Below are 19,556 nucleotides of genomic sequence, written 5' to 3'. Positions count from 1 at the left end.
GAGCCCCGCTCGAGCCCTGAAGCCGTACTCATGCCGCCCTCACCTCCAGCAACGCCCGCTCCCAGAACTCCCGGCAGAACCGCGCCAGCGGCCCCCGGCCGAGCGCACCCGGCGGTGCCTTGCTCTCGTGCGGGCGCAGCAGGCCCGACTCGATCGGCACCTCGCCCACGAGGGGAAGGTCCAGCAGGCGGGCCACTTCCCGGTCGTCGAGCCCGGGTGCGTACGGCCCGCGTACCGCCACCCGCAGATCACGCAGGACCATCCGGACCGCGGAGGCCACCTGCCGGGCCGCCGCGACGGCACGCAGTTCGGCGGGGACCACGAGGATCCCGACATCGAGTTGGGCGAGCGCCTCCGCGACCCCGTCGTCGGTACGGCGGGGCAGGTCGACGACGACCGCGCCGCCCCGGCGCCGGGCCGCGGCGAGCACCGCGCGCATCGCCTGCGCGGGCACGGCGAGGTGGTCGCCGCGATCCCAGCTCAGGACCCGCAGGGAGTGGAGTTTCGGCAGGGACTCCTCCAGCGCGCCGCTGCCGAGCCGCCCGCGCGAGCCGGCGAACGCCGGCCAGCGCAGTCCCTCGGTCGCCTCGCCGCCGAGGAGGACGTCGAGTCCGCCGCCCAGCGGATCTGCGTCCACGAGCAGCGTGCGCAGTCCTTCGCGCGCGGCGGTGACGGAGAGGGCACACGCGAGCGTGGACGCTCCGGCCCCACCGCGGCCGCCGATGACGCCGACGGTGAGGGCGGGCCGGCCGACGCCCTCGGCGACGTCGGCGATGCGGTCGACCAGCCACTGCTCGCCGTCCGGCAGCATCAGGACGTGGTCGGCGCCGATCTCGACGGCCCGGCGCCAGACCCCGGAGTCGTCCTGGTCCCGGCCGACCAGGACCACTCCGCGCCGGCGTCCGGCCCCGCGCACGCGGCGTGCGGCGTCGTCGCCGACCAGGACGAGCGGCGCGGCCTCCCAGCTGCCTCTCGGCTCGGGCACCCCGTGGTGGACCTCGGGTGTGGCGCCGGCCGCCGCGCACAGGCGCAGCAGGTCGTCGAGCAGTTCGGCGTCTTCCGTGACGATCAACGGCTTGCCCGGGCGCCCGGAGGCGGTGGGCGGCGGATCGTGTGTGACGACTGCGGTCACGGTGTCCATCCCCCTTCGCTGCTTCACTCGCGCAGCCCTGCGGCCCCGCGAATCCCAAACGTGTGAAGAACCGGCAAGCGGCCTCCATATGAACGGCCGATAGGAACCGGCCAAACACGCCCGACTAACCAGAACCGGCCACGAAGTCGGCCCGAGCGGGACGCGCTGGAATCACGGTGCAGCGATCCCGGAAATCGTGTGGATCTTGGTCGATAACTGTGGACAACTCGGCGCTTGTGAATATCGCCGTCACCCATACCGGTGACCCTCGCACCGACCCCTGTGCGACTTCCGCAGAGCAGCGCGACAACTACCCACAGTCACGGATCATGTGCATGCCGAATAGTCGGCCGCAGCCGTCTCGCCGTGGCCTCACGGCCGTGCATGGGAGAGAGAAACCGCCCCGGACATGCGACGACCCCCGCCGGGGGGGAGAGCGGGGGTCGTCTCCACGGCCGACTCGGGGGGGGGAGGAGTCGGACCGGGTTAGCACGGTCGCGAACGATCCGTGACTTCCATGGTGTACCCGAGAGCCCTCTCAGGCAAACCCACGCGCCCACCTTACGCCGAATGGGCTGCGCCTATGCTCGGGGTCGTGGAAAACCACTCCTTGCCCCGCACAGCCGCCTTCTTTGACCTGGACAAGACGGTCATTGCGAAGTCGAGCACGCTCACGTTCAGCAAGTCGTTCTACCAAGGCGGTCTGATCAACCGCAGGGCTGCCTTGCGGACCGCATATGCCCAGTTCGTCTTCCGCATCGGCGGTATGGACCATGACCAGATGGAGCGCACGCGCGAGTACCTCTCCACGCTCGTCCGCGGCTGGAACGTCCAGCACGTCAAGGAGATCGTCGCCGAGACGCTGCACGACCTGATCGACCCGATCATCTATGACGAGGCCGCCTCGCTCATCGAGGAGCACCACACGGCCGGCCGTGACGTCGTGATCGTGTCCACGTCCGGCGCCGAGGTAGTGGAGCCGATCGGCGAGTTGCTCGGTGCCGACCGCGTGGTGGCCACACGCATGGTCGTGGGTGACGACGGCTGCTTCACCGGGGAGGTGGAGTACTACGCATACGGCCCGACGAAGGCCGAGGCGATCAAGGAGCTGGCCGAGTCCGAGGGCTACGACCTCTCCCGCTGCTACGCCTACAGCGACTCGGCCACCGACCTGCCGATGCTTCAGACCGTCGGCAATCCGCACGCCGTGAACCCCGACCGCGCGCTACGCCGCGAGGCACTCGTGCGCGGGTGGCCGATTCTCGACTTCCACCGCCCTGTTCGGCTCAAGCAACGCATTCCCTCCTTCTCGGTGCCACCGCGTCCCGCCCTTCTCGCGGCCGCCGCCATAGGAGCCGCCGCGGCCACCGCAGGCCTCGTCTGGTACGCGAGCCGACGCCGTACAGCGCTCGCCTGACCGACACAGCTGCCGGCACAGCTGACCGGCGCAGCGCGGTTCCGAGTACCCCATTCGGCGCATCGACGCCCGTTTGACGCAGATTTGAGAGCAAAAGTAAAGAACTGCAGTCAGGGCTTCCGCTTGGTTGGGTCCTGGAGTACAAAGGACTCAACGGCCCGCGAGACCAAGGACATCCGAGAGGATCACCTTTAATACGCATTTGGCCCCACGGACCGAGCATGGACATTGGGCACCCACGCGACGTCGACCCGTCGATTACGGGCCAGCCGCACCAGGTGACGGGCAAAGTTCCCGACCTGATGGGCAACATATCGAGGACGCTTGGTAACCCGGTGAACATGCCAGCGGCGGTACGAATCCTCGTACCGCCGCAACTCATATGAGCCCCCGCGCGCGGGGCTTTTCTCATGCCTATGACCCTCAGTCCGCCGAACGACGAACCCTTGATCGGCGACCCCTCGATCGGCCGTACGACGCCCCACGCGCGCGTGGGCTACGCCGCCCCGCGCTGCAGCGCCTCGCACACGGCCGTCGACTCACGCGCCCCGAGCTCGATCGCCTTGCCGCAGTGGGCGATCCAGGCGGCCATGCCCTCGGGGGTGCCGGAGACGTAGCCGTCGAGCGCCGCCAGATAGGCCGCGCGGCCCAGCTCGGCGTGTCCGACCTCGGCCGGGCAGACGGACTTCGGGTCGAGGCCGCTGCCGACGAGGACGATGCGCTCGGCCGCGCGCGCGACCAGGCCGTTGTGGGACGTGAAGGGGCGCAGCGCGAGGAGCTCACCGTGCACGACGGCGGCCGTCACCAGGGCGGGCGCCGAACCACCGGCGATGATCAGCTCGGACAGCCCCTCCAGGCGGCCGTGCATCTCCACCGCACTCGGCGTCGGCAGTTCGATCAACGGCTCGTCGACCGGCTCGCCCGCCTGGCGTGGGCGCCCGACCGTGTCGTCGTTGCTCGCCGCCGCCACCAGGTGCAGCCGGGCCAGCACGCGCAGCGGCGACTGCCGCCAGATGGACAGCAGTTGGCCCGCCTCGGCAGTCAGCCGCAGGGCCCCGCCCATGACGCGGGCCTCGTCGTCACCACTGAAGTCGGTACGCCGACGGACCTCTTCGAGCGCCCAGTCGGCGCCCGCCAGCGCGGCGGAGCCGCGGGCTCCGCGCAGGGCCGCCTCGGAGGTGATCTCGTTGCTGCGGCGCCGCATGATCCGGTGCCCGTAGACCCGGTCCACGGCCTTGCGCACGGACTCCACGGACTCGGGCACACCGGGCAGTGACCCGAGGGCCGCGAACGGATCGGCGGTCGCGCCTGTCGTACTCATGAGTACGACACTACGCGCCCATCCGTCCCCACCACGCGCCCACCCGCCACCCGGCCACAACCCCCATCGAGGCTTCGCCCCCGCCGATGACCCGCACCCCACGATCGAGTGGCCTTCTTCACGCACATCTGCCACGTACAGCAATCACCCCACTACTCTTCGTGAACATGAAAATTGCTTTCGTCGGGAAGGGCGGCAGCGGCAAGACCACCCTTTCCTCCCTCTTCATTCGCCGGCTCGCCGCGACCGGCGCGCCGGTCGTCGCGGTCGACGCCGACATCAACCAGCACCTGGGAGCCGCGCTCGGCCTCGACGAGGCGGAGGCCGCCGCACTGCCGGCGATGGGCGAGCAGTTGCCGCTGATCAAGGAGTACCTGCGCGGCTCCAATCCGCGGATCGGCTCCGTCGAGAAAATGATCAAGACGACGCCGCCCGGCGAGGGTTCGCGGCTGCTGCGGGTGTGCGAGCGGAATCCGGTGTACGACGCCTGCGCCCGTCCGGTGGAACTCGACGGCGGCGCCGTCCGTTTGATGGTCACCGGCCCCTTCACCGACTCCGACCTCGGAGTCTCCTGCTACCACTCCAAGACGGGTGCGGTGGAGCTGTTCCTGAACCACCTGGTGGACGGCCCGGGCGAGTACGTCGTGGTCGACATGACGGCGGGCTCGGACTCCTTCGCCTCCGGCATGTTCACCCGATTCGACATCACGTTCCTCGTCGCCGAGCCGACCCGGAAGGGGGTCTCCGTCTACCGCCAGTACAAGGAGTACGCCCGTGACTTCGGAGTCGTCCTGAAAGTCGTCGGCAACAAGGTGCAGGGCCAGGACGACCTCGACTTCCTCCGTGCCGAGGTCGGGGACGACCTGCTGGTGACCGTCGGGCACTCGGACTGGGTGCGGGCCATGGAGAAGGGTCGCCCGCCCCGGTTCGAGTTCCTGGAGGACGCCAACCGCCTCGCCCTGCGCAGGCTGCACACGGCGGTGGACGCGACGTACGAGCTGCGGAACTGGGAGCGATACACGAGCCAGATGGTGCACTTCCACCTGAAGAACGCCCAGTCCTGGGGGAACGAGCGCACCGGGGCCGACCTGGCGGCGCAGATCGACCCCGGTTTCGTACTCGGCGAGGGCCTGACCCCCCTGCCCGAGGACAACTCCCACCTGACTCCGACTGCTTGACCCCTACAACGCTGCTCGTAGGGCCCCTACGACCTGTGCTCCCACGTCCGCCCAGCCGCTACTGCCTGACAGCCGGCGCCCCGGGCACCCCCTTCGGGGCCGGGGCCGGATGCGCCGCGAGGAAGGACGCCCATCCCTGCTTCGGAGCCTCGCCGACCCCGAGAGTGCGCAGCTTCCGCAGGGTCGCCGGATCCTGGGCGTCCAGCCAGTCGGCCAGCTGCCGGAAGGAGACGCAGCGCACATCGGGCTTGTTGCAGACGGCCTCGATGACCTCCTCGACGGCGCGCATGTAGGTGCCGCCGTTCCAGGACTCGAAGTGGTTGCCGATGATCAGGGGCGCGCGGTTGCCGAAATAGGCCCGGTGGAAGCCCTTGAGCAGGCCGTCCCGCATCTGGTCGCCCCACAAGTCGTGCTTGGCGGGGTCGCCCTGGCTCGTGGTGCCCGACTGGTTGACCATGAAGTTGTAGTCCATGGTGAGCTGCTCGTAGGAGTGCCCGGGAAACGGCACCAGTTGCATCGACAGGTCCCACAGACCTCCCTTCTTGGTGGGCCAGACCTGGTTGTTGACGCCGCTGGAGTCGTAGCGGAAGCCCATCTCGCGGGCGGCCCTGACGAAGTTCTTCTGGCCCTCCAGACAGGGCGTGCGGGCGCCGATGAGCTCCTTGTCGTAGTCGAACGGCAGGGGCTCCGCGTTAGCCATGCCCGTGTTGGTCTTCCAGGACTTCACAAACCTCTTGGCCTGGCGGATCTCGTCCTTCCACTCCTCCACCGACCATTCGCCGACCCCGCCGCCGCTGCCGCAGAAATGGCCGTTGAAGTGGGTGCCGATCTCGTTGCCCTCCAGCCAGGCCAGGCGCAACTGCCTGGCGGTGGCGGCGATGCCCTCCTCGTCGTTGAAGCCGATGTCGGAGCGGCCCGGGGAGTGCTGCGGCGGGCGGTACAGGTCGCGTTTGTGGTCCGGCAGCATGTACACGCCGCTGAGGAAGTACGTCATCGTCGCGTTGTTCGCCCTGGCGACCCTGCGGAAGTGGGAGAACAGCTTCTGGCTGTCCTCCCCGGCGCCGTCCCAGGAGAACACCACGAACTGCGGGGGCTTCTGGCCCGGCCTGAGTCTTTCCGGTCTGGCCAGGTGGGGCTGGGCTCCGGTGTACGCCGTGGACCCGTCGCCGATCAGGCGGACCACCCTCTTGGGAGCGGGCGCCGCCGGCTTCGCCTTCTCGGGTCCGGGCGCCCCGTGCCGTGTCGTGTCGGTGCCGGTCGCGCAACCGGCGAGTGATGCGGCGCAGACCGCCGCGATCGCGGTGCCCGCCGCGATCCTGTGCGTCCCGACGGCCCTGTGCGTCGCGGCGATCTTGCGGGGAGCGGCGTTCCTGCTGGTGGCGGCCATGTTCCGTCCACCTTCTTCCTTCTCTCGGGGGCCGGCAGCGCCGCCAAGGTCGCACGGGACCGAGAAGGAATTAGTACGACAAGCCGATTAATTGGCCACCTCACCCTTCAGAGGGATTTATTAGTCCATTTGCTCGGAAAAACTATTCCGGCCCTTTACTCTGCATTACGATCCGTTTACCGACTGTTGTCCATCCCGCCGCTGCACGCCGTGACCACACGGCCGCGACCCGACCCCTCGCCCATGAGCGGGGGACCACCAGATCCGCGACCGCGCTGCCCCGGAGGAAGACGGGAAACATGTCCGCCTGCGTCCCCACCCGCGCCGACGACCCGAGTCGAGCGGAACGCACCCACGAGCCCCACAGCCCGCCCCCGACCCGGCCCCGCCGCCACCGCATCGCGGGCGCCGACGTGTCGGCATCGATCGCGGTCTTCCTGATCGCGCTCCCACTCTCCCTGGGCATCGCCCTCGCCACCGGCGCCCCCCTCCAGGCAGGCCTCGTCGCCGCCGCCGTCGGAGGGATCGTCGCCGGATGGCTCGGCGGTTCCCCGCTCCAGGTCAGCGGCCCCGCCGCCGGCCTCACCGTGGTCACCGCCGACCTCATCCATCAGTACGGCTGGCGGACGACCTGTGCCATCACCGTCCTCGCCGGTCTAGCCCAACTCGGCCTCGGTTCCCTGAGGGTGGCCCGCGGCGCGCTCGCCGTGAGCCCCGCCATCGTGCACGGCATGCTCGCCGGCATCGGCGTCACCATCGCCGTCGCCCAGCTGCACATCGTCATGGGCGGTACCCCGCAGAGTTCGGTCCTCGACAACCTCCGCGCGCTGCCCGCCCAGTTGGCCGAGCTGCGGCCCGCCGCCGTGTCGGTGAGCGCGCTGACCCTGGCCCTGCTGCTGCTCTGGCCGCGGATCCCGGGCCGGGCCGGACGCCTCCTGCGCAAGGTCCCGGCCGCGCTCGTCGCCGTCGCCGGCGCCACCTCGGCCGCCTCGCTCGCCGGCCTGATCCTGCCCAAGGTCGACCTGCCCTCCTGGCACAGCCACGCTCTTGCCGGGCTGCCGGAAGGCCCGGTGCTGGGCCTGATCGCCGCGGTGCTGACCACCACGCTGGTGTGCAGCGTGCAGTCGCTGCTCGGCGCGGTCGCGGTGGACAAGATGGTGGCCGCGCGCCCCGGCCTGCACATCCAGGTCGGACGCTCCCACCTGGACCGCGAACTTCTCGGGCAGGGCGCCGCCAACATCGTCTCCGGCACGCTCGGCGGGCTGCCGGTCGCGGGCGTGGCCGTGCGGAGTTCGGCGAATGTGCAAGCCGGTGCCGTCAGCCGGAACTCCACGATGCTGCACGGCGTTCTCGTAGTAGTCGCCACGCTGCTGATGGTCCCGATCCTGGAACTCATCCCGCTCGCCTCGCTCGCCGCCCTGGTGATGGCCGTCGGCATCCAGATGGTGTCCCTGCACCACATCCGCACGGTGACCCGCCACCGAGAGGTCGTGGTGTACGCCGTCACCACCCTCGGCGTGGTGTTCTTCGGCGTCCTGGAGGGCGTGGTCCTGGGGATCGCCATGGCCGTCACCGTCGCCCTGCACCGCCTCACCCGCACGCGCATCACCCACGACGAGAAGGAAGGAGTCCATCACGTACACGTAAGAGGGCAGTTGACGTTCCTCGCGGTGCCACGGCTCAGCCGGGCCCTGCACCTCGTACCCCAGGGCGCCCACGCCGTCGTGGAGTTGGACGGGTCGTTCATGGACCACGCGGCGTACGAGTCACTGCAGGACTGGCAGAACACGCACTCCGCGCACGGCGGCTCCGTCGAGCTGGTCGGCCGCCGGGCCGGGGTCCGGATCGGTGAACCGACGACACCGGTCGGCCTCCATCTCGACGCCGGGCACGCCGCGGCCGAGTCGGCCGACTGCCGTTGCCATCCCTGGACGCCCTGGCGCAACCACCAGTGCGAGATCCCGGACCCCGCCCCCTCCCAGGGCGGAAGCGAGGGACACACCGGGGAAGCGCAGACGACCGGGACCGGCGACACCGGCGGTTCCGCCGCGGTCCGCACCCCAGACGCCGCCGTCCTCCCGGGCGAGTCCGGCACGACCGGCGGAGCGGAGGCGAGCGGAGCCGTGGCCGGGGACGGCGCCGGGCGCGGCGACACCGAAGGGCCCACCAGGTCCGCCGACCCGGCCGGCTCCGGACACCCCACCGGGTCGACCAGCCCGACCGACTCCGGACAGCCCACGGGGTCCACGAGTCCGACCGGCTCCGGACAGCCCACGGGGTCCAGCAACCCCACTGGCTCCGGACACCCCACCGGATCGGGCCGTCCGAGCAGTGCCGAAGGCTCCGGCACGACCAAGGCCGACCGGTCCGGCGGAGCCGACGGCAGCCGACCGAGCGCGCGTCAACTGGCCCGCGGCATCAGCGCGTTCCAGCGCAACACCGCACCCCTGGTACGGGGCGAGCTGGCGCGGCTGGCGCGGGAGGGGCAGCAGCCCTCCCAGCTGTTCCTCACCTGCGCCGACTCACGGCTGGTCACGTCGATGATCACCTCCAGTGGTCCGGGCGACCTGTTCGTGGTGCGCAACGTGGGCAATCTCGTGCCCCTGCCGGGCCAGGAGAGCGGGGACGACTCAGTGGCGGCGGCGATCGAGTACGCCGTGGACGTGCTGCGGGTGCGGTCGATCACGGTGTGCGGGCACTCCGGGTGCGGGGCCATGCAGGCGCTGCTCAGTTCCGAGCCCGGCGGCCCGCCGACCCCGCTCAGGCGGTGGCTGAGGCACGGGGTGCCAAGCCTGGAGCGGATGTCCGACCCGAGCCGGCCGTGGGCCAGGCTCGCCAGTCGGGCGCCGGCCGACGCGGTGGAGCAGCTCTGTCTGACCAACGTGGTCCAGCAGTTGGAGCACCTGCGGGCGCACGAGTCGGTGGCCCGGGCCCTGCGGGCGGGGGCACTGGAACTGCACGGCATGTACTTCCACGTGGGCGAGGCACAGGCGTACCTGCTCACCGAGGGGAACGGGGACGAGGTGTTCGACGACGTGGGGGTGGCGGATCTGTCGGCGTGAGACGGCGTGAGACGGGGGGGGGATGCGGGGCCCCGGTCCACACGGGGCCCCGCACCCCGTACGGCCGCGTTGCTGCTGCCCCATGGCGAGGCCGGCCTCTCCTGACGGGTGGCGTTTTACCTGCACCTCGGCGGAATGTGAAAGGGATAACAGACCTGAACCTGGTCCATCCGGCGTCCGTGGGAACGGATGACCCCGGTGCCGAAAAGCAGCTCCGGACCGACACCGACCACAGGTCTAAACCAATTTTCCGTCGACCCTTGTCATCGGGCCCCCGGGTCTGATGAGCTGTGGCCTGGGACACAACGGACACCCTGGGAAAGGGAGATGTCGTGAGCAACGAAAGCCTGGCCAACCTGCTCAAGGAAGAGCGCAGGTTCGCACCCCCCGCCGACCTGGCCGCCAATGCCAATGTCACCGCGGAGGCGTATGAACAGGCCAAGGCTGACAGGCTCGGCTTCTGGGCCGAGCAGGCCCGTCGGCTGACCTGGGCCAAGGAGCCGACTCAGACACTGGACTGGTCGAACCCGCCGTTCGCCAAGTGGTTCGCGGACGGCGAGCTCAACGTCGCGTACAACTGCGTGGACCGGCATGTCGAGGCCGGGCACGGCGACCGGGTCGCCATCCACTTCGAGGGAGAGCCCGGCGACAGCCGCGCCCTCACCTACGCCGAGCTCAAGGACGAGGTCTCCAAGGCGGCCAATGCCCTGCTGGAGCTGGGAGTTCAGAAGGGCGACCGGGTCGCGGTCTACATGCCCATGATCCCCGAGACGGCCGTCGCGATGCTGGCCTGCGCCCGGATCGGCGCCGCGCACTCCGTCGTCTTCGGCGGGTTCTCGGCGGACGCCCTCGCCACCCGTATCCAGGACGCGGACGCCAAGGTCGTCATCACCTCCGACGGCGGCTACCGCCGCGGCAAGCCGTCCGCGCTCAAGCCGGCCGTGGACGAGGCGATCGGCAAGGTGGACAACGTCGAGCACGTGCTCGTCGTGCGCAGGACGGGTCAGGAGGTCGCCTGGGACGACAGCCGTGACGTCTGGTGGCACGAGATCGTCGAGCGGCAGTCCGCCGAGCACACCCCCGAGGCCTTCAACGCCGAGCAGCCGCTCTTCATCCTCTACACGTCCGGTACGACGGGTAAGCCGAAGGGCATCCTGCACACCTCCGGCGGCTACCTCACCCAGGCGTCGTACACCCACCACGCGGTCTTCGACCTCAAGCCGGAGACGGACGTCTACTGGTGCACCGCCGACGTCGGCTGGGTCACCGGCCACTCGTACATCGTGTACGGGCCGCTGGCGAACGGCGCGACGCAGGTGATGTACGAGGGCACCCCGGACACCCCGCACCAGGGCCGCTTCTGGGAGATCGTGCAGAAGTACGGGGTGACCATCCTGTACACGGCGCCGACGGCCATCCGTACGTTCATGAAGTGGGGCGACGACATCCCCGCGAAGTTCGACCTGTCCTCGCTGCGCGTCCTCGGCTCCGTGGGTGAGCCGATCAACCCCGAGGCGTGGATCTGGTACCGCAAGCACATCGGTGCCGACCGGACGCCGATCGTGGACACCTGGTGGCAGACCGAGACCGGCGCGATGATGATCTCGCCGCTGCCGGGCGTCACCGAGACCAAGCCCGGTTCCGCGCAGACCCCGCTGCCCGGCATTGCCGCGACCGTCGTCGACGACGAGGCGAACGAGGTGCCCAACGGCGGTGGCGGCTACCTCGTGCTGACCGAGCCGTGGCCGTCGATGCTGCGCACCATCTGGGGCGACGACCAGCGGTTCATCGACACGTACTGGTCGCGGTTCGAGGGCAAGTACTTCGCCGGTGACGGGGCGAAGAAGGACGACGACGGAGACATCTGGCTGCTGGGCCGCGTCGACGACGTCATGCTCGTGTCGGGGCACAACATCTCCACCACGGAGGTCGAGTCCGCGCTCGTCTCGCACCCGTCCGTCGCCGAGGCGGCCGTCGTCGGTGCCGCCGACGAGACCACCGGGCAGGCGATCGTCGCCTTCGTGATCCTGCGCGGTACGGCCGCCGAGACCGAGGACCTGGTGGCGGACCTGCGCAACCACGTCGGTGCCACGCTCGGCCCGATCGCGAAGCCGAAGCGGATCCTGCCGGTGGCCGAGCTGCCGAAGACCCGCTCCGGCAAGATCATGCGCCGGCTGCTGCGGGACGTCGCCGAGAACCGCCAGCTCGGTGACGTCACGACGCTGACCGACTCGACCGTCATGGACCTCATCCAGGCGAAGCTCCCCGCGGCGCCGAGCGAGGACTGAGCCTCCGCGGTCCCCGGAGGGACGCGAACCCCTGAAGGGCCGCCCGCGCATCGCGCGCCGGGCGGCCCTTTTCTGCCTAACGTGAGACGTACCGGACACCTCCCGCCGCCCCTTAGGCAAACTAAACAAAGCCATCTTAGGTAAGCTAATAAAAAAGACGTCAACCTCAGGTGCGCCGGGAAGTCTGGTCGGCATGCGCTCCGCCCTGCCCACCGACCGGAGGTCTCCCCCGTGCCCGCGCCCCACCCCACCGCCCCCGTCCGCAAGATCCTCGGGCGGCTGTCGCTCCCCGAGCGAACCTTCGTCGCGGACGCGCTGCGCACCGAGACCGTCGGTGGCGTACTGCTGCTCATCGCCGCGATCACGGCGCTGGTCTGGTCGAACGTGCCCGTGCTGCACGACAGTTACGAGACGGTCGGCCACTTCCACCTCGGCCCCGAGGCCCTCGGGCTGAACCTGTCCATCGAGCACTGGGCCGCCGACGGTCTCCTCGCGATCTTCTTCTTCGTCGCCGGGATCGAGCTCAAGCGTGAGCTGGTGGCCGGCGATCTCCGGGATCCCAAGGCGGCCGTACTGCCGGTCGTCGCCGCGCTGTGCGGGATGGCGGTGCCCGCGCTCGTCTACACGCTCACCAATGCCACCGGTGGCGGCTCGTTCGACGGCTGGGCGGTCCCGACCGCCACGGACATCGCCTTCGCGCTCGCCGTGCTCGCCGTCATCGGCACCTCGCTGCCGAGCGCCCTGCGCGCCTTCCTCCTCACGCTCGCCGTCGTCGACGACCTCTTCGCGATCCTGATCATCGCGGTCTTCTTCACCGACCGGATCAACTTCGCCGCGCTCGCGGGAGCCGTGGTCGGGCTGGGCGTCTTCTGGCTGCTGCTGAGGAAGGGCGTACGCGGGTGGTACGTGTACGTCCCGCTCGCCCTGGTCGTCTGGGCCCTGATGTACAACAGCGGCATCCACGCCACCATCGCGGGCGTGGCGATGGGCCTGATGCTGCGCTGCACCCGGCACGAGGACGAGGCGGTCTCGCCCGCCGAGCACATCGAACACCTCGTACGCCCCCTGTCGGCGGGCCTCGCCGTGCCGCTCTTCGCGCTGTTCAGCGCCGGTGTCACCGTCTCCGGCGGTGCGCTCGGCGATGTGTTCACCCAGCCGGAGACGCTCGGGGTCGTCCTCGGGCTGGTCGTCGGCAAGACCCTCGGCATCTTCGGCGGCACCTGGCTGACGGCACGCTTCACCAGGGCCTCGCTCAGCGACGACCTGGAGTGGGCCGACGTGTTCGCGGTGGCCACCCTCGCCGGCATCGGCTTCACCGTCTCGCTGCTCATCGGCGAGCTCGCCTTCGCGGGTGACGCGGCATTGACCGACGAGGTCAAGGCCGCCGTACTGGTCGGGTCCCTCACCGCGGCGACGCTGGCGACCGTGCTGCTGAAGATACGTAACGCCAAGTACCGCAGGATGGTCGAGCGCGAGGAGCGCGACGAGGACGCGGACGGCATTCCGGACATCTACGAGGAGGACGAGCCGGAGTACCACCTGCGGCTGGCCGCCATCTACGAGCGCAAGGCCGTCGAGCACCGCCGTATCGCCACGGAGAAGGCCGCCGCACGCCACGCGCTTGCCGAAGTGCCGGGCGGGGCAGGCGAGGAGGAGCAGCGTCGGGCATGATCTGACGGGACGGTACAAAAGACGGAACCGTACGCAGTCAGGCAGAAGACGGAACCGTACACACGAGGGAGACCGCGATGAGCGCACCCGACGGCAGCCCGGTCGGCGCCGAACGCAGCATCGGCCAGCTGTTCGCCTCGGCGACGACCGAGATGTCGGCGCTGGTGCACGACGAGATCGCGCTGGCCAAGGCGCAGCTCAAGCAGGACGTGAAGCGCGGCGCGACGAGCGGCGGCGCTTTCTCGCTGGCCGGCGCGGTGCTGGTGTTCTCGCTGCCGATGCTCAACTTCGCCCTGGCGTACGGCATTCGGACCTGGAGCGACTGGAACCTCGCGATCTGCTTCCTGCTGTCCTTCGCCGCGAACGTCCTCGTCGCCGCGGTCCTCGCGCTGATCGGCGTCGTCTTCGCGAAGAAGGCCAAGAAGAGCAAGGGGCCGCAGAAGGTCGCCGCTTCGATGAAGGAGACGGCGGGCGTGCTGCAGAAGGCCAAGCCGCACCCGCGTCCGGCCCCGCGACCGGAGCTGGAGGACCGGGCGCCCGCGGCCATCGAGGCTGTGGCACGCTCGTCGTCATGACGGATCCCGCCACCCCTTCGGCGCAACCTGCCTCGGTCGTACGACTGGACGGTCCCTGGACCCACCGGGACGTGGCCGCCAATGGTGCGCGCTTCCACATCGCGGAGATGGGCGACGGCCCGTTGGTGCTGCTGCTGCACGGCTTTCCCCAGTTCTGGTGGACCTGGCGGCACCAGCTCACCGCCCTCGCCGACGCGGGCTACCGGGCGGTGGCCATGGACCTCAGGGGCGTGGGCGGCAGCGACCGTACGCCGCGTGGTTACGACCCGGCCAACCTGGCCCTCGACATCACCGGTGTGATCCGCTCCCTCGGCGAGCCGGACGCCGCGCTGGTCGGCCACGACCTGGGCGGATATCTGGCGTGGACGGCGGCCGTGATGCGCCCCAAGCTGGTACGCCGGCTCGCGGTGGCGTCCATGCCGCACCCGAGGCGCTGGCGTTCGGCGATGCTCTCGGACGTCAAGCAGACCAGTGCGAGTTCCTACATCTGGGGGTTTCAGCGGCCCTGGATCCCCGAGCGGCAGCTGACGGCCGACGACGGGGCGCTGGCCGGCCGGCTGATCCGGGACTGGTCGGGCCCGCGCCTGCCGGACGACGACGCGGTGGAGACGTACCGCCGCGCGATCTGCATCCCCTCGACGGCGCACTGCTCCATCGAGCCGTACCGCTGGATGGTGCGCTCGCTGGCCCGCCCCGACGGCATCCAGTTCAACCGGCGCATGAAGCGGCCGGTGCGCGTGCCGACGCTCCATCTGCACGGCTCCCTCGACCCCGTCATGCGCACACGCAGCGCGGCCGGTTCGGGCGAGTACGTCGAAGCGCCGTACCGCTGGCGGCTGTTCGACGGGCTGGGGCACTTCCCCCATGAAGAGGACCCCGTCGCCTTCTCCACCGAACTGATCAACTGGCTGAAAGACCCCGAACCCGACCGGTGACCGCGCCGATGCGCCCGGTATCCGGAACTGAACACCTGTCCTACGAACAGCCAATTGCCTGGCGCATAGGCCAATTGAGGGCGCCAGGGGCGGTTATCGACCTTGGGGCAGGGGCAGACGTCGAGGTATGGGCTGGACGCACGACTACAGTGACGCAGCACGCAATCGCCGCTCGGCCGGTGGGCTGAGCTCCCACCAACGAGGCAGCGCCCCGCAGATGCCGGGTTCCGACCTCCGGGTGGGCATTCCGCGCATTCTGCGCCGCCGGGCCCGCTGGGTCTCGGTGCGCCTGCGCCACCCGCGCGGCTGACCCGGCCGCGACCTTCTCACGACCGGGCTGCCCGGCCCTGCGACACAGGCACCTCAGGCGCCTACAGCGCGCAGCTGTCGCTGTCCACCTGCTGGTTGGCGGTACGCCCCTTGACGATGTCCTCCTGGATCTCGTCCACGGTGAGCGCGTAGCCGGTCTTGGCGTCGTCGAGGGACTTGGCGAAGACCACGCCGTACACCTTGCCCTCGGGCGTGAGCAGCGGGCCGCCGGAGTTGCCCTGGCGGACGGTCGCGTACAACGAGTAGACGTCACGGCGCACCGTGCCGCGGTGGTAGATGTCCGGGCCGTTGGCCGGGAGGCGGCCACGCACGCGTGCGGCACGCACGTCGTACGCCCCGTTCTCCGGGAAGCCCGCGATGATCGCGCCGTCACCGCTCTCGGCGTCGGTGGGGGAGAACCTCAGCGCGGGCGCCTTCATGTCCGGCACGTCAAGTACGGCGATGTCGCGCTCCCAGTCGTAGAGGACGACCGTCGCGTCGTACTTCTTGCCCTCGCCCCCGATCTGGACGGTGGGTTCGTCGACGCCGCCGACCACATGCGCGTTGGTCATGACACGGCGGTCGGCGAAGACGAAGCCGGTGCCCTCAAGGACCTTGCCGCAACTCGTCGCCGTGCCCATGACCTTGACGATGGAGCGCTGCGCGCGGGTGGCCACCGGGCTGTTCGCCAGGGCGGGGTCGGGCGGCCGGACGTCGTTGATCGGCTCGTTCGCGAACGGGCTGAAGACCTGTGGGAAGCCGTTCTGCGCGAGGACCGAGGAGAAGTCCGCGAACCAGGTGTCCGCCTGGTCGGGCAACGCCCGTGCGACCCCGAGCAGCACCTTGGAGTTGCGGACCTCCTTGCCGAGCGTCGGCAGCGTCGTCCCGGCGAGGGCGGAACCGATCAGCCAGGCGACGAGCAGCATCGCGACGACGTTGACGAGCGCGCCGCCCGTCGCGTCCAGGGCACGGGCCGGGGACCAGGTGATGTACCGGCGCAGCTTGTTGCCGAGGTGGGTGGTCAGGGCCTGGCCGACGGAGGCGCAGACGATCACGACGACGACCGCGACGACGGCGGCGGTCGTGCTCACCTCGGCGTTGTCGGTCAACGCGTCCCAGATGACCGGCAGCAGGTAGACGGCCACGAGACCGCCACCGAGGAAGCCGATCACCGACAGGATGCCGACGACGAAGCCCTGGCGATAGCCCACGATCGCGAACCACACGGCGGCGACCAGCAACAGGATGTCCAGCACGTTCACCGGTTCTAGCCTCGCCTCATCACTTTTCGCTCACCACGGGTCGGCCGCGGACCCGGCCCGCCACGCAACGGAAATCGGACCCCACGGCCACCGGGAAGACACAGCACGGCAGACACCCTGTCATGACCGCCAGTCGAGCGGGACCTGCTTGCCCCGGTCCCAGGGCTGCTCCCAGCCCGAGAAATGCAGCAGACGGTCGATGATTCCGGCCGTGAAACCCCAGACCAGGGCTGATTCGACCAGAAATGCCGGACCTCGGTGGCCACTGGGGTGGACGGTCGTGGCGCGGTTGTCCGGATTCGTGAGATCCGCCACGGGGACGGTGAAGACGCGGGCCGTCTCATTCGGATCGACCACGTCGACCGGGCTCGGCTCCCTCCACCAGCCCAGCACCGGCGTGACGACGAAGCCGCTCACCGGGATGTACAGCTTGGGCAGCACCCCGAAGAGCTGGACGCCGCTCGGATCGAGCCCGGTCTCCTCCTCGGCCTCGCGGAGAGCGGCCCGCAGCGGCCCGTCGGCCTGCGGATCGCCGTCCTCGGGGTCGAGGGCGCCGCCGGGGAAGGACGGCTGGCCGGCGTGCGACCGCAGCGAGCTGGCCCGCTCCATGAGCAGCAGCTCCGGCCCGCGCTCGCCCTCCCCGAAGAGGATCAGTACGGCGGACTGGCGCCCCGCGCCGTTCTCCGGCGGCAGGAAGCGGCTCAGCTGCGGCGGCTCGACCGTCTCCACCACCCGCACGACCGGTTCCAGCCAGCCGGGCAGCCCCTCCTTGCTGAGCACCACCGGCCCGTCCTGCGTATCGCTCGCGCGCGTCATCGCCACCCCCGTCGTCCTGCCGAGTCCAACGCCCGAGGGCACCTAGATCGTTCCGACCCGACGGCAGAAGGGCGCGGCAGTGCCCGGTTCCGGCCGGTCGCGGTTCGCCCCGTCATCCGGCCCCCAGCGGCGGGGCCGGCCTGCCGCCCGCGTCGAGGTAGGCCTGGGGCGGGTTGAGCCGCTGGCCCGGGAAGCCGCCCTTCTCGTACTTGAGGAGCTTCTTCGCCTTCTCCGGGTCCGTCTCGCCCTCGCCGTACGCCGGGCAGAGCGGCGCCACGGGGCAGGCGCCGCACGCGGGCTTGCGGGCGTGGCAGATGCGGCGGCCGTGCCAGATCACATGGTGCGAGAGGTCCGTCCAGTCGCTCTTGGGGAACAGCGCGCCGATCTCGGCCTCGATCTTGTCCGGGTCCGTCTGCTCGGTCCACTGCCAGCGCCGCACCAGCCGCTGGAAGTGCGTGTCCACGGTGATGCCGGGGCGGCCGAAGGCGTTGCCGAGCACGACGAAGGCCGTTTTACGGCCGACGCCGGGCAGCTTGACCAGGTCCTCGAGCCGGCCCGGGACCTCGCCGCCGTGGTTCTCCACCAGCGCCTTGGACAGGCCCATCACCGACTTGGTCTTGGCCCGGAAGAAACCGCACGGCCGGAGGATCTCCTCGACCTCCTCCGGGTTGGCGGCGGCCAGGTCCTCGGGGGTGGGGTACTTGGCGAAGAGCGCGGGGGTCGTCTGGTTGACGCGTAGGTCGGTGGTCTGGGCGGACAGCACCGTGGCGACCACGAGCTGGAAGGGGTTGTCGAAGTCCAGCTCGGGATGGGCGTACGGGTAGACCTCGGCGAGCTCCCGGTTGATACGGCGGGCCCGGCGCACGAGGGCGGTGCGGGACTCGGCGCTGGGCGGCTTCGGGGTGACGGACTTGACGGGGGACGCGCCCTTCACCGAGACGGCGGCTCCCTCGGGGGCGATGACCGGTTTCTTGGTGATCGCCTTCTTGGTGATCGCCTTCTTCACGGCGGCCTTCTTGGCGGGTGCGGCCTTCTTGGCGGCCGACGATTCCTTCGCGGCCGCCGTCTTCTTCGCAGACCCAGTCTTCTTCGCGCCCGCCGCCTTCTTCGCAGCCTCTGCCTTCTTCGGGCCCGCCGACGTCGTCACCGCCGGTTTCTCGCCACCCGCGGCCGTTTCACCCGGCGCCCTTTTCGCCGCTTTTGCCGTTTTCCTTCCGCCACGAGGGTCCCGTTCGCCCACAGCGGAATCGCGACGTACAACCACCCGCCCAGCCCCCTTGGCCTGTGCTCTCACCGGCGATTTGGACACCCGGCCAGCCTAAAGCCCGGCACCGACATCCGCCCCGGACCCCGAGGATCGGCCCCCAATTGGACCCCTGCCGCTTACCTCGGGACACCTGTGCGGCATCCTTGTGACAGATCACACTGTTTGGACCGTCCGGCAAAATGGGGAGCACGGTCCCCTGGTAAGCGGGGGAGCGATCCCCTGAGCAGGTCGACAAGGAGAGAACTCGTGGACGACGTTCTGCGGCGCAACCCGCTCTTCGCGGCGCTCGATGACGAGCAGTCCGCGGAGCTCCGCGCCTCCATGAGTGAGGTGACCCTCGCACGTGGCGACTCCCTGTTCCACGAGGGCGACCCGGGCGACCGGCTCTACGTCGTCACCGAGGGCAAGGTCAAGCTTCACCGCACGTCCCCCGACGGCCGCGAGAACATGCTCGCCGTGGTCGGCCCCGGCGAGCTCATCGGCGAGCTGTCCCTCTTCGACCCGGGCCCGCGCACGGCGACCGCCACCGCGCTGACCGAGGTCAAGCTGCTGGGCCTGGGCCACGGCGACCTCCAGCCCTGGCTGAACGCCCGACCCGAGGTGGCCACCGCGCTGCTGCGCGCCGTCGCCCGCCGCCTGCGCCGCACCAACGACGCGATGTCCGACCTGGTCTTCTCGGACGTCCCGGGCCGCGTCGCCCGCGCGCTCCTCGACCTCTCCCGCCGGTTCGGCGTGCAGTCCGAAGAGGGCATCCACGTCGTGCACGACCTGACGCAGGAGGAGCTCGCCCAGCTCGTCGGCGCCTCGCGCGAGACGGTCAACAAGGCGCTCGCCGACTTCGCCCAGCGTGGCTGGCTCCGGCTGGAGGCGCGCGCGGTGATCCTGCTCGACGTGGAGCGACTGGCCAAGCGGTCGCGGTAGGCACACCAAGCGGTA

The 19,556-nt window shown here is 70.2% G+C and carries 15 protein-coding genes; 9 read left to right on the top strand and 6 right to left on the bottom strand.

The window, feature by feature from the left end; genetic code table 11:
- Window positions 1–28: 28 nt before the first annotated feature.
- The gene (gene ssd / locus ACIBAG_RS13460; RefSeq protein WP_399104346.1) at window positions 29–1,141 is read right to left on the bottom strand and encodes a septum site-determining protein Ssd; all 1,113 of its coding nucleotides are present in this window, start codon (window positions 1,139–1,141) and stop codon (window positions 29–31) included.
- A gap of 574 nt (window positions 1,142–1,715) precedes the next feature.
- On the opposite strand from ssd, the gene ACIBAG_RS13455 reads away from it, so the two are divergent.
- Window positions 1,716–2,549 (top strand): HAD family hydrolase, encoded by an 834-nt coding sequence (locus ACIBAG_RS13455; protein WP_399104344.1) that lies wholly within the window; start codon window positions 1,716–1,718, stop codon window positions 2,547–2,549.
- A 496-nt stretch (window positions 2,550–3,045) separates the two neighbouring features.
- On the opposite strand, the gene ACIBAG_RS13450 is transcribed toward ACIBAG_RS13455, so the two are convergent.
- A complete protein-coding gene (locus ACIBAG_RS13450) occupies window positions 3,046–3,870 on the bottom strand; it encodes an oxidoreductase (protein WP_399104342.1) in 825 nt (274 codons plus the stop codon).
- Between the two features lie 167 nt (window positions 3,871–4,037).
- Between ACIBAG_RS13450 and ACIBAG_RS13445 the strand changes: the two genes are divergently transcribed.
- Window positions 4,038–5,048: an ATP-binding protein gene (locus ACIBAG_RS13445; protein ID WP_399104340.1), complete on the top strand. Its 1,011-nt coding sequence runs from the start codon at window positions 4,038–4,040 to the stop codon at window positions 5,046–5,048.
- Window positions 5,049–5,106: 58 nt separating this feature from the next.
- On the opposite strand, the gene ACIBAG_RS13440 is transcribed toward ACIBAG_RS13445, so the two are convergent.
- Window positions 5,107–6,435, bottom strand: a complete 1,329-nt coding sequence (locus ACIBAG_RS13440) for a hypothetical protein (RefSeq protein WP_399104338.1) — start codon at window positions 6,433–6,435, stop codon at window positions 5,107–5,109.
- Window positions 6,436–6,734: 299 nt separating this feature from the next.
- Between ACIBAG_RS13440 and ACIBAG_RS13435 the strand changes: the two genes are divergently transcribed.
- The 6 genes from ACIBAG_RS13435 (at window position 6,735) to ACIBAG_RS13410 (ending at window position 15,276) form a co-directional block, all read left to right on the top strand.
- Window positions 6,735–9,497, top strand: a complete 2,763-nt coding sequence (locus tag ACIBAG_RS13435) for a SulP family inorganic anion transporter (protein ID WP_399104336.1) — start codon at window positions 6,735–6,737, stop codon at window positions 9,495–9,497.
- Window positions 9,498–9,787: 290 nt separating this feature from the next.
- Entirely contained in the window at window positions 9,788–11,785 is a 1,998-nt protein-coding gene (gene acs / locus ACIBAG_RS13430) for an acetate--CoA ligase (protein WP_399104334.1), read from the top strand.
- 231 nt (window positions 11,786–12,016) lie between these two features.
- Window positions 12,017–13,456, top strand: a complete 1,440-nt coding sequence (gene nhaA, locus ACIBAG_RS13425) for a Na+/H+ antiporter NhaA (RefSeq protein ID WP_399104332.1) — start codon at window positions 12,017–12,019, stop codon at window positions 13,454–13,456.
- 77 nt (window positions 13,457–13,533) lie between these two features.
- Complete coding sequence (locus ACIBAG_RS13420) at window positions 13,534–14,031, top strand: phage holin family protein (protein ID WP_399104330.1); 498 nt, start codon at window positions 13,534–13,536, stop codon at window positions 14,029–14,031.
- Window positions 14,028–14,966 (top strand): alpha/beta fold hydrolase, encoded by a 939-nt coding sequence (locus ACIBAG_RS13415; RefSeq protein ID WP_399104328.1) that lies wholly within the window; start codon window positions 14,028–14,030, stop codon window positions 14,964–14,966. The genes ACIBAG_RS13420 and ACIBAG_RS13415 overlap by 4 nt, the downstream gene beginning before the upstream one ends.
- A 127-nt stretch (window positions 14,967–15,093) precedes the next feature.
- Window positions 15,094–15,276 (top strand): hypothetical protein, encoded by a 183-nt coding sequence (locus tag ACIBAG_RS13410; protein WP_078662374.1) that lies wholly within the window; start codon window positions 15,094–15,096, stop codon window positions 15,274–15,276.
- 61 nt (window positions 15,277–15,337) lie between these two features.
- Here ACIBAG_RS13410 and ACIBAG_RS13405 read toward each other — a convergent pair whose 3' ends face one another.
- The 3 genes from ACIBAG_RS13405 to nth all read right to left on the bottom strand — a co-directional run bounded on the left by ACIBAG_RS13405 (window position 15,338) and on the right by nth (window position 18,500).
- A complete protein-coding gene (locus ACIBAG_RS13405) occupies window positions 15,338–16,537 on the bottom strand; it encodes a MarP family serine protease (protein WP_399104326.1) in 1,200 nt (399 codons plus the stop codon).
- A 120-nt stretch (window positions 16,538–16,657) separates the two neighbouring features.
- Window positions 16,658–17,353 carry an NUDIX hydrolase gene (locus ACIBAG_RS13400; protein ID WP_399104324.1) on the bottom strand — a complete coding sequence of 232 codons (696 nt, stop codon included), beginning with the start codon at window positions 17,351–17,353 and terminating at the stop codon, window positions 16,658–16,660.
- Between the two features lie 112 nt (window positions 17,354–17,465).
- Complete coding sequence (gene nth, locus ACIBAG_RS13395; RefSeq protein WP_399104322.1) at window positions 17,466–18,500, bottom strand: endonuclease III; 1,035 nt, start codon at window positions 18,498–18,500, stop codon at window positions 17,466–17,468.
- 366 nt (window positions 18,501–18,866) lie between these two features.
- Between nth and ACIBAG_RS13390 the strand changes: the two genes are divergently transcribed.
- On the top strand, window positions 18,867–19,541 hold the full coding sequence (locus ACIBAG_RS13390; protein ID WP_015658871.1) for a Crp/Fnr family transcriptional regulator: 675 nt from the start codon (window positions 18,867–18,869) through the stop codon (window positions 19,539–19,541).
- The last annotated feature ends 15 nt before the right edge of the window (window positions 19,542–19,556 follow it).

This window comes from Streptomyces sp. NPDC051243, from assembly GCF_044455405.1.
Lineage (GTDB): Bacteria > Actinomycetota > Actinomycetes > Streptomycetales > Streptomycetaceae > Streptomyces.
This window is presented reverse-complemented; position numbering and strand designations above follow the sequence as displayed.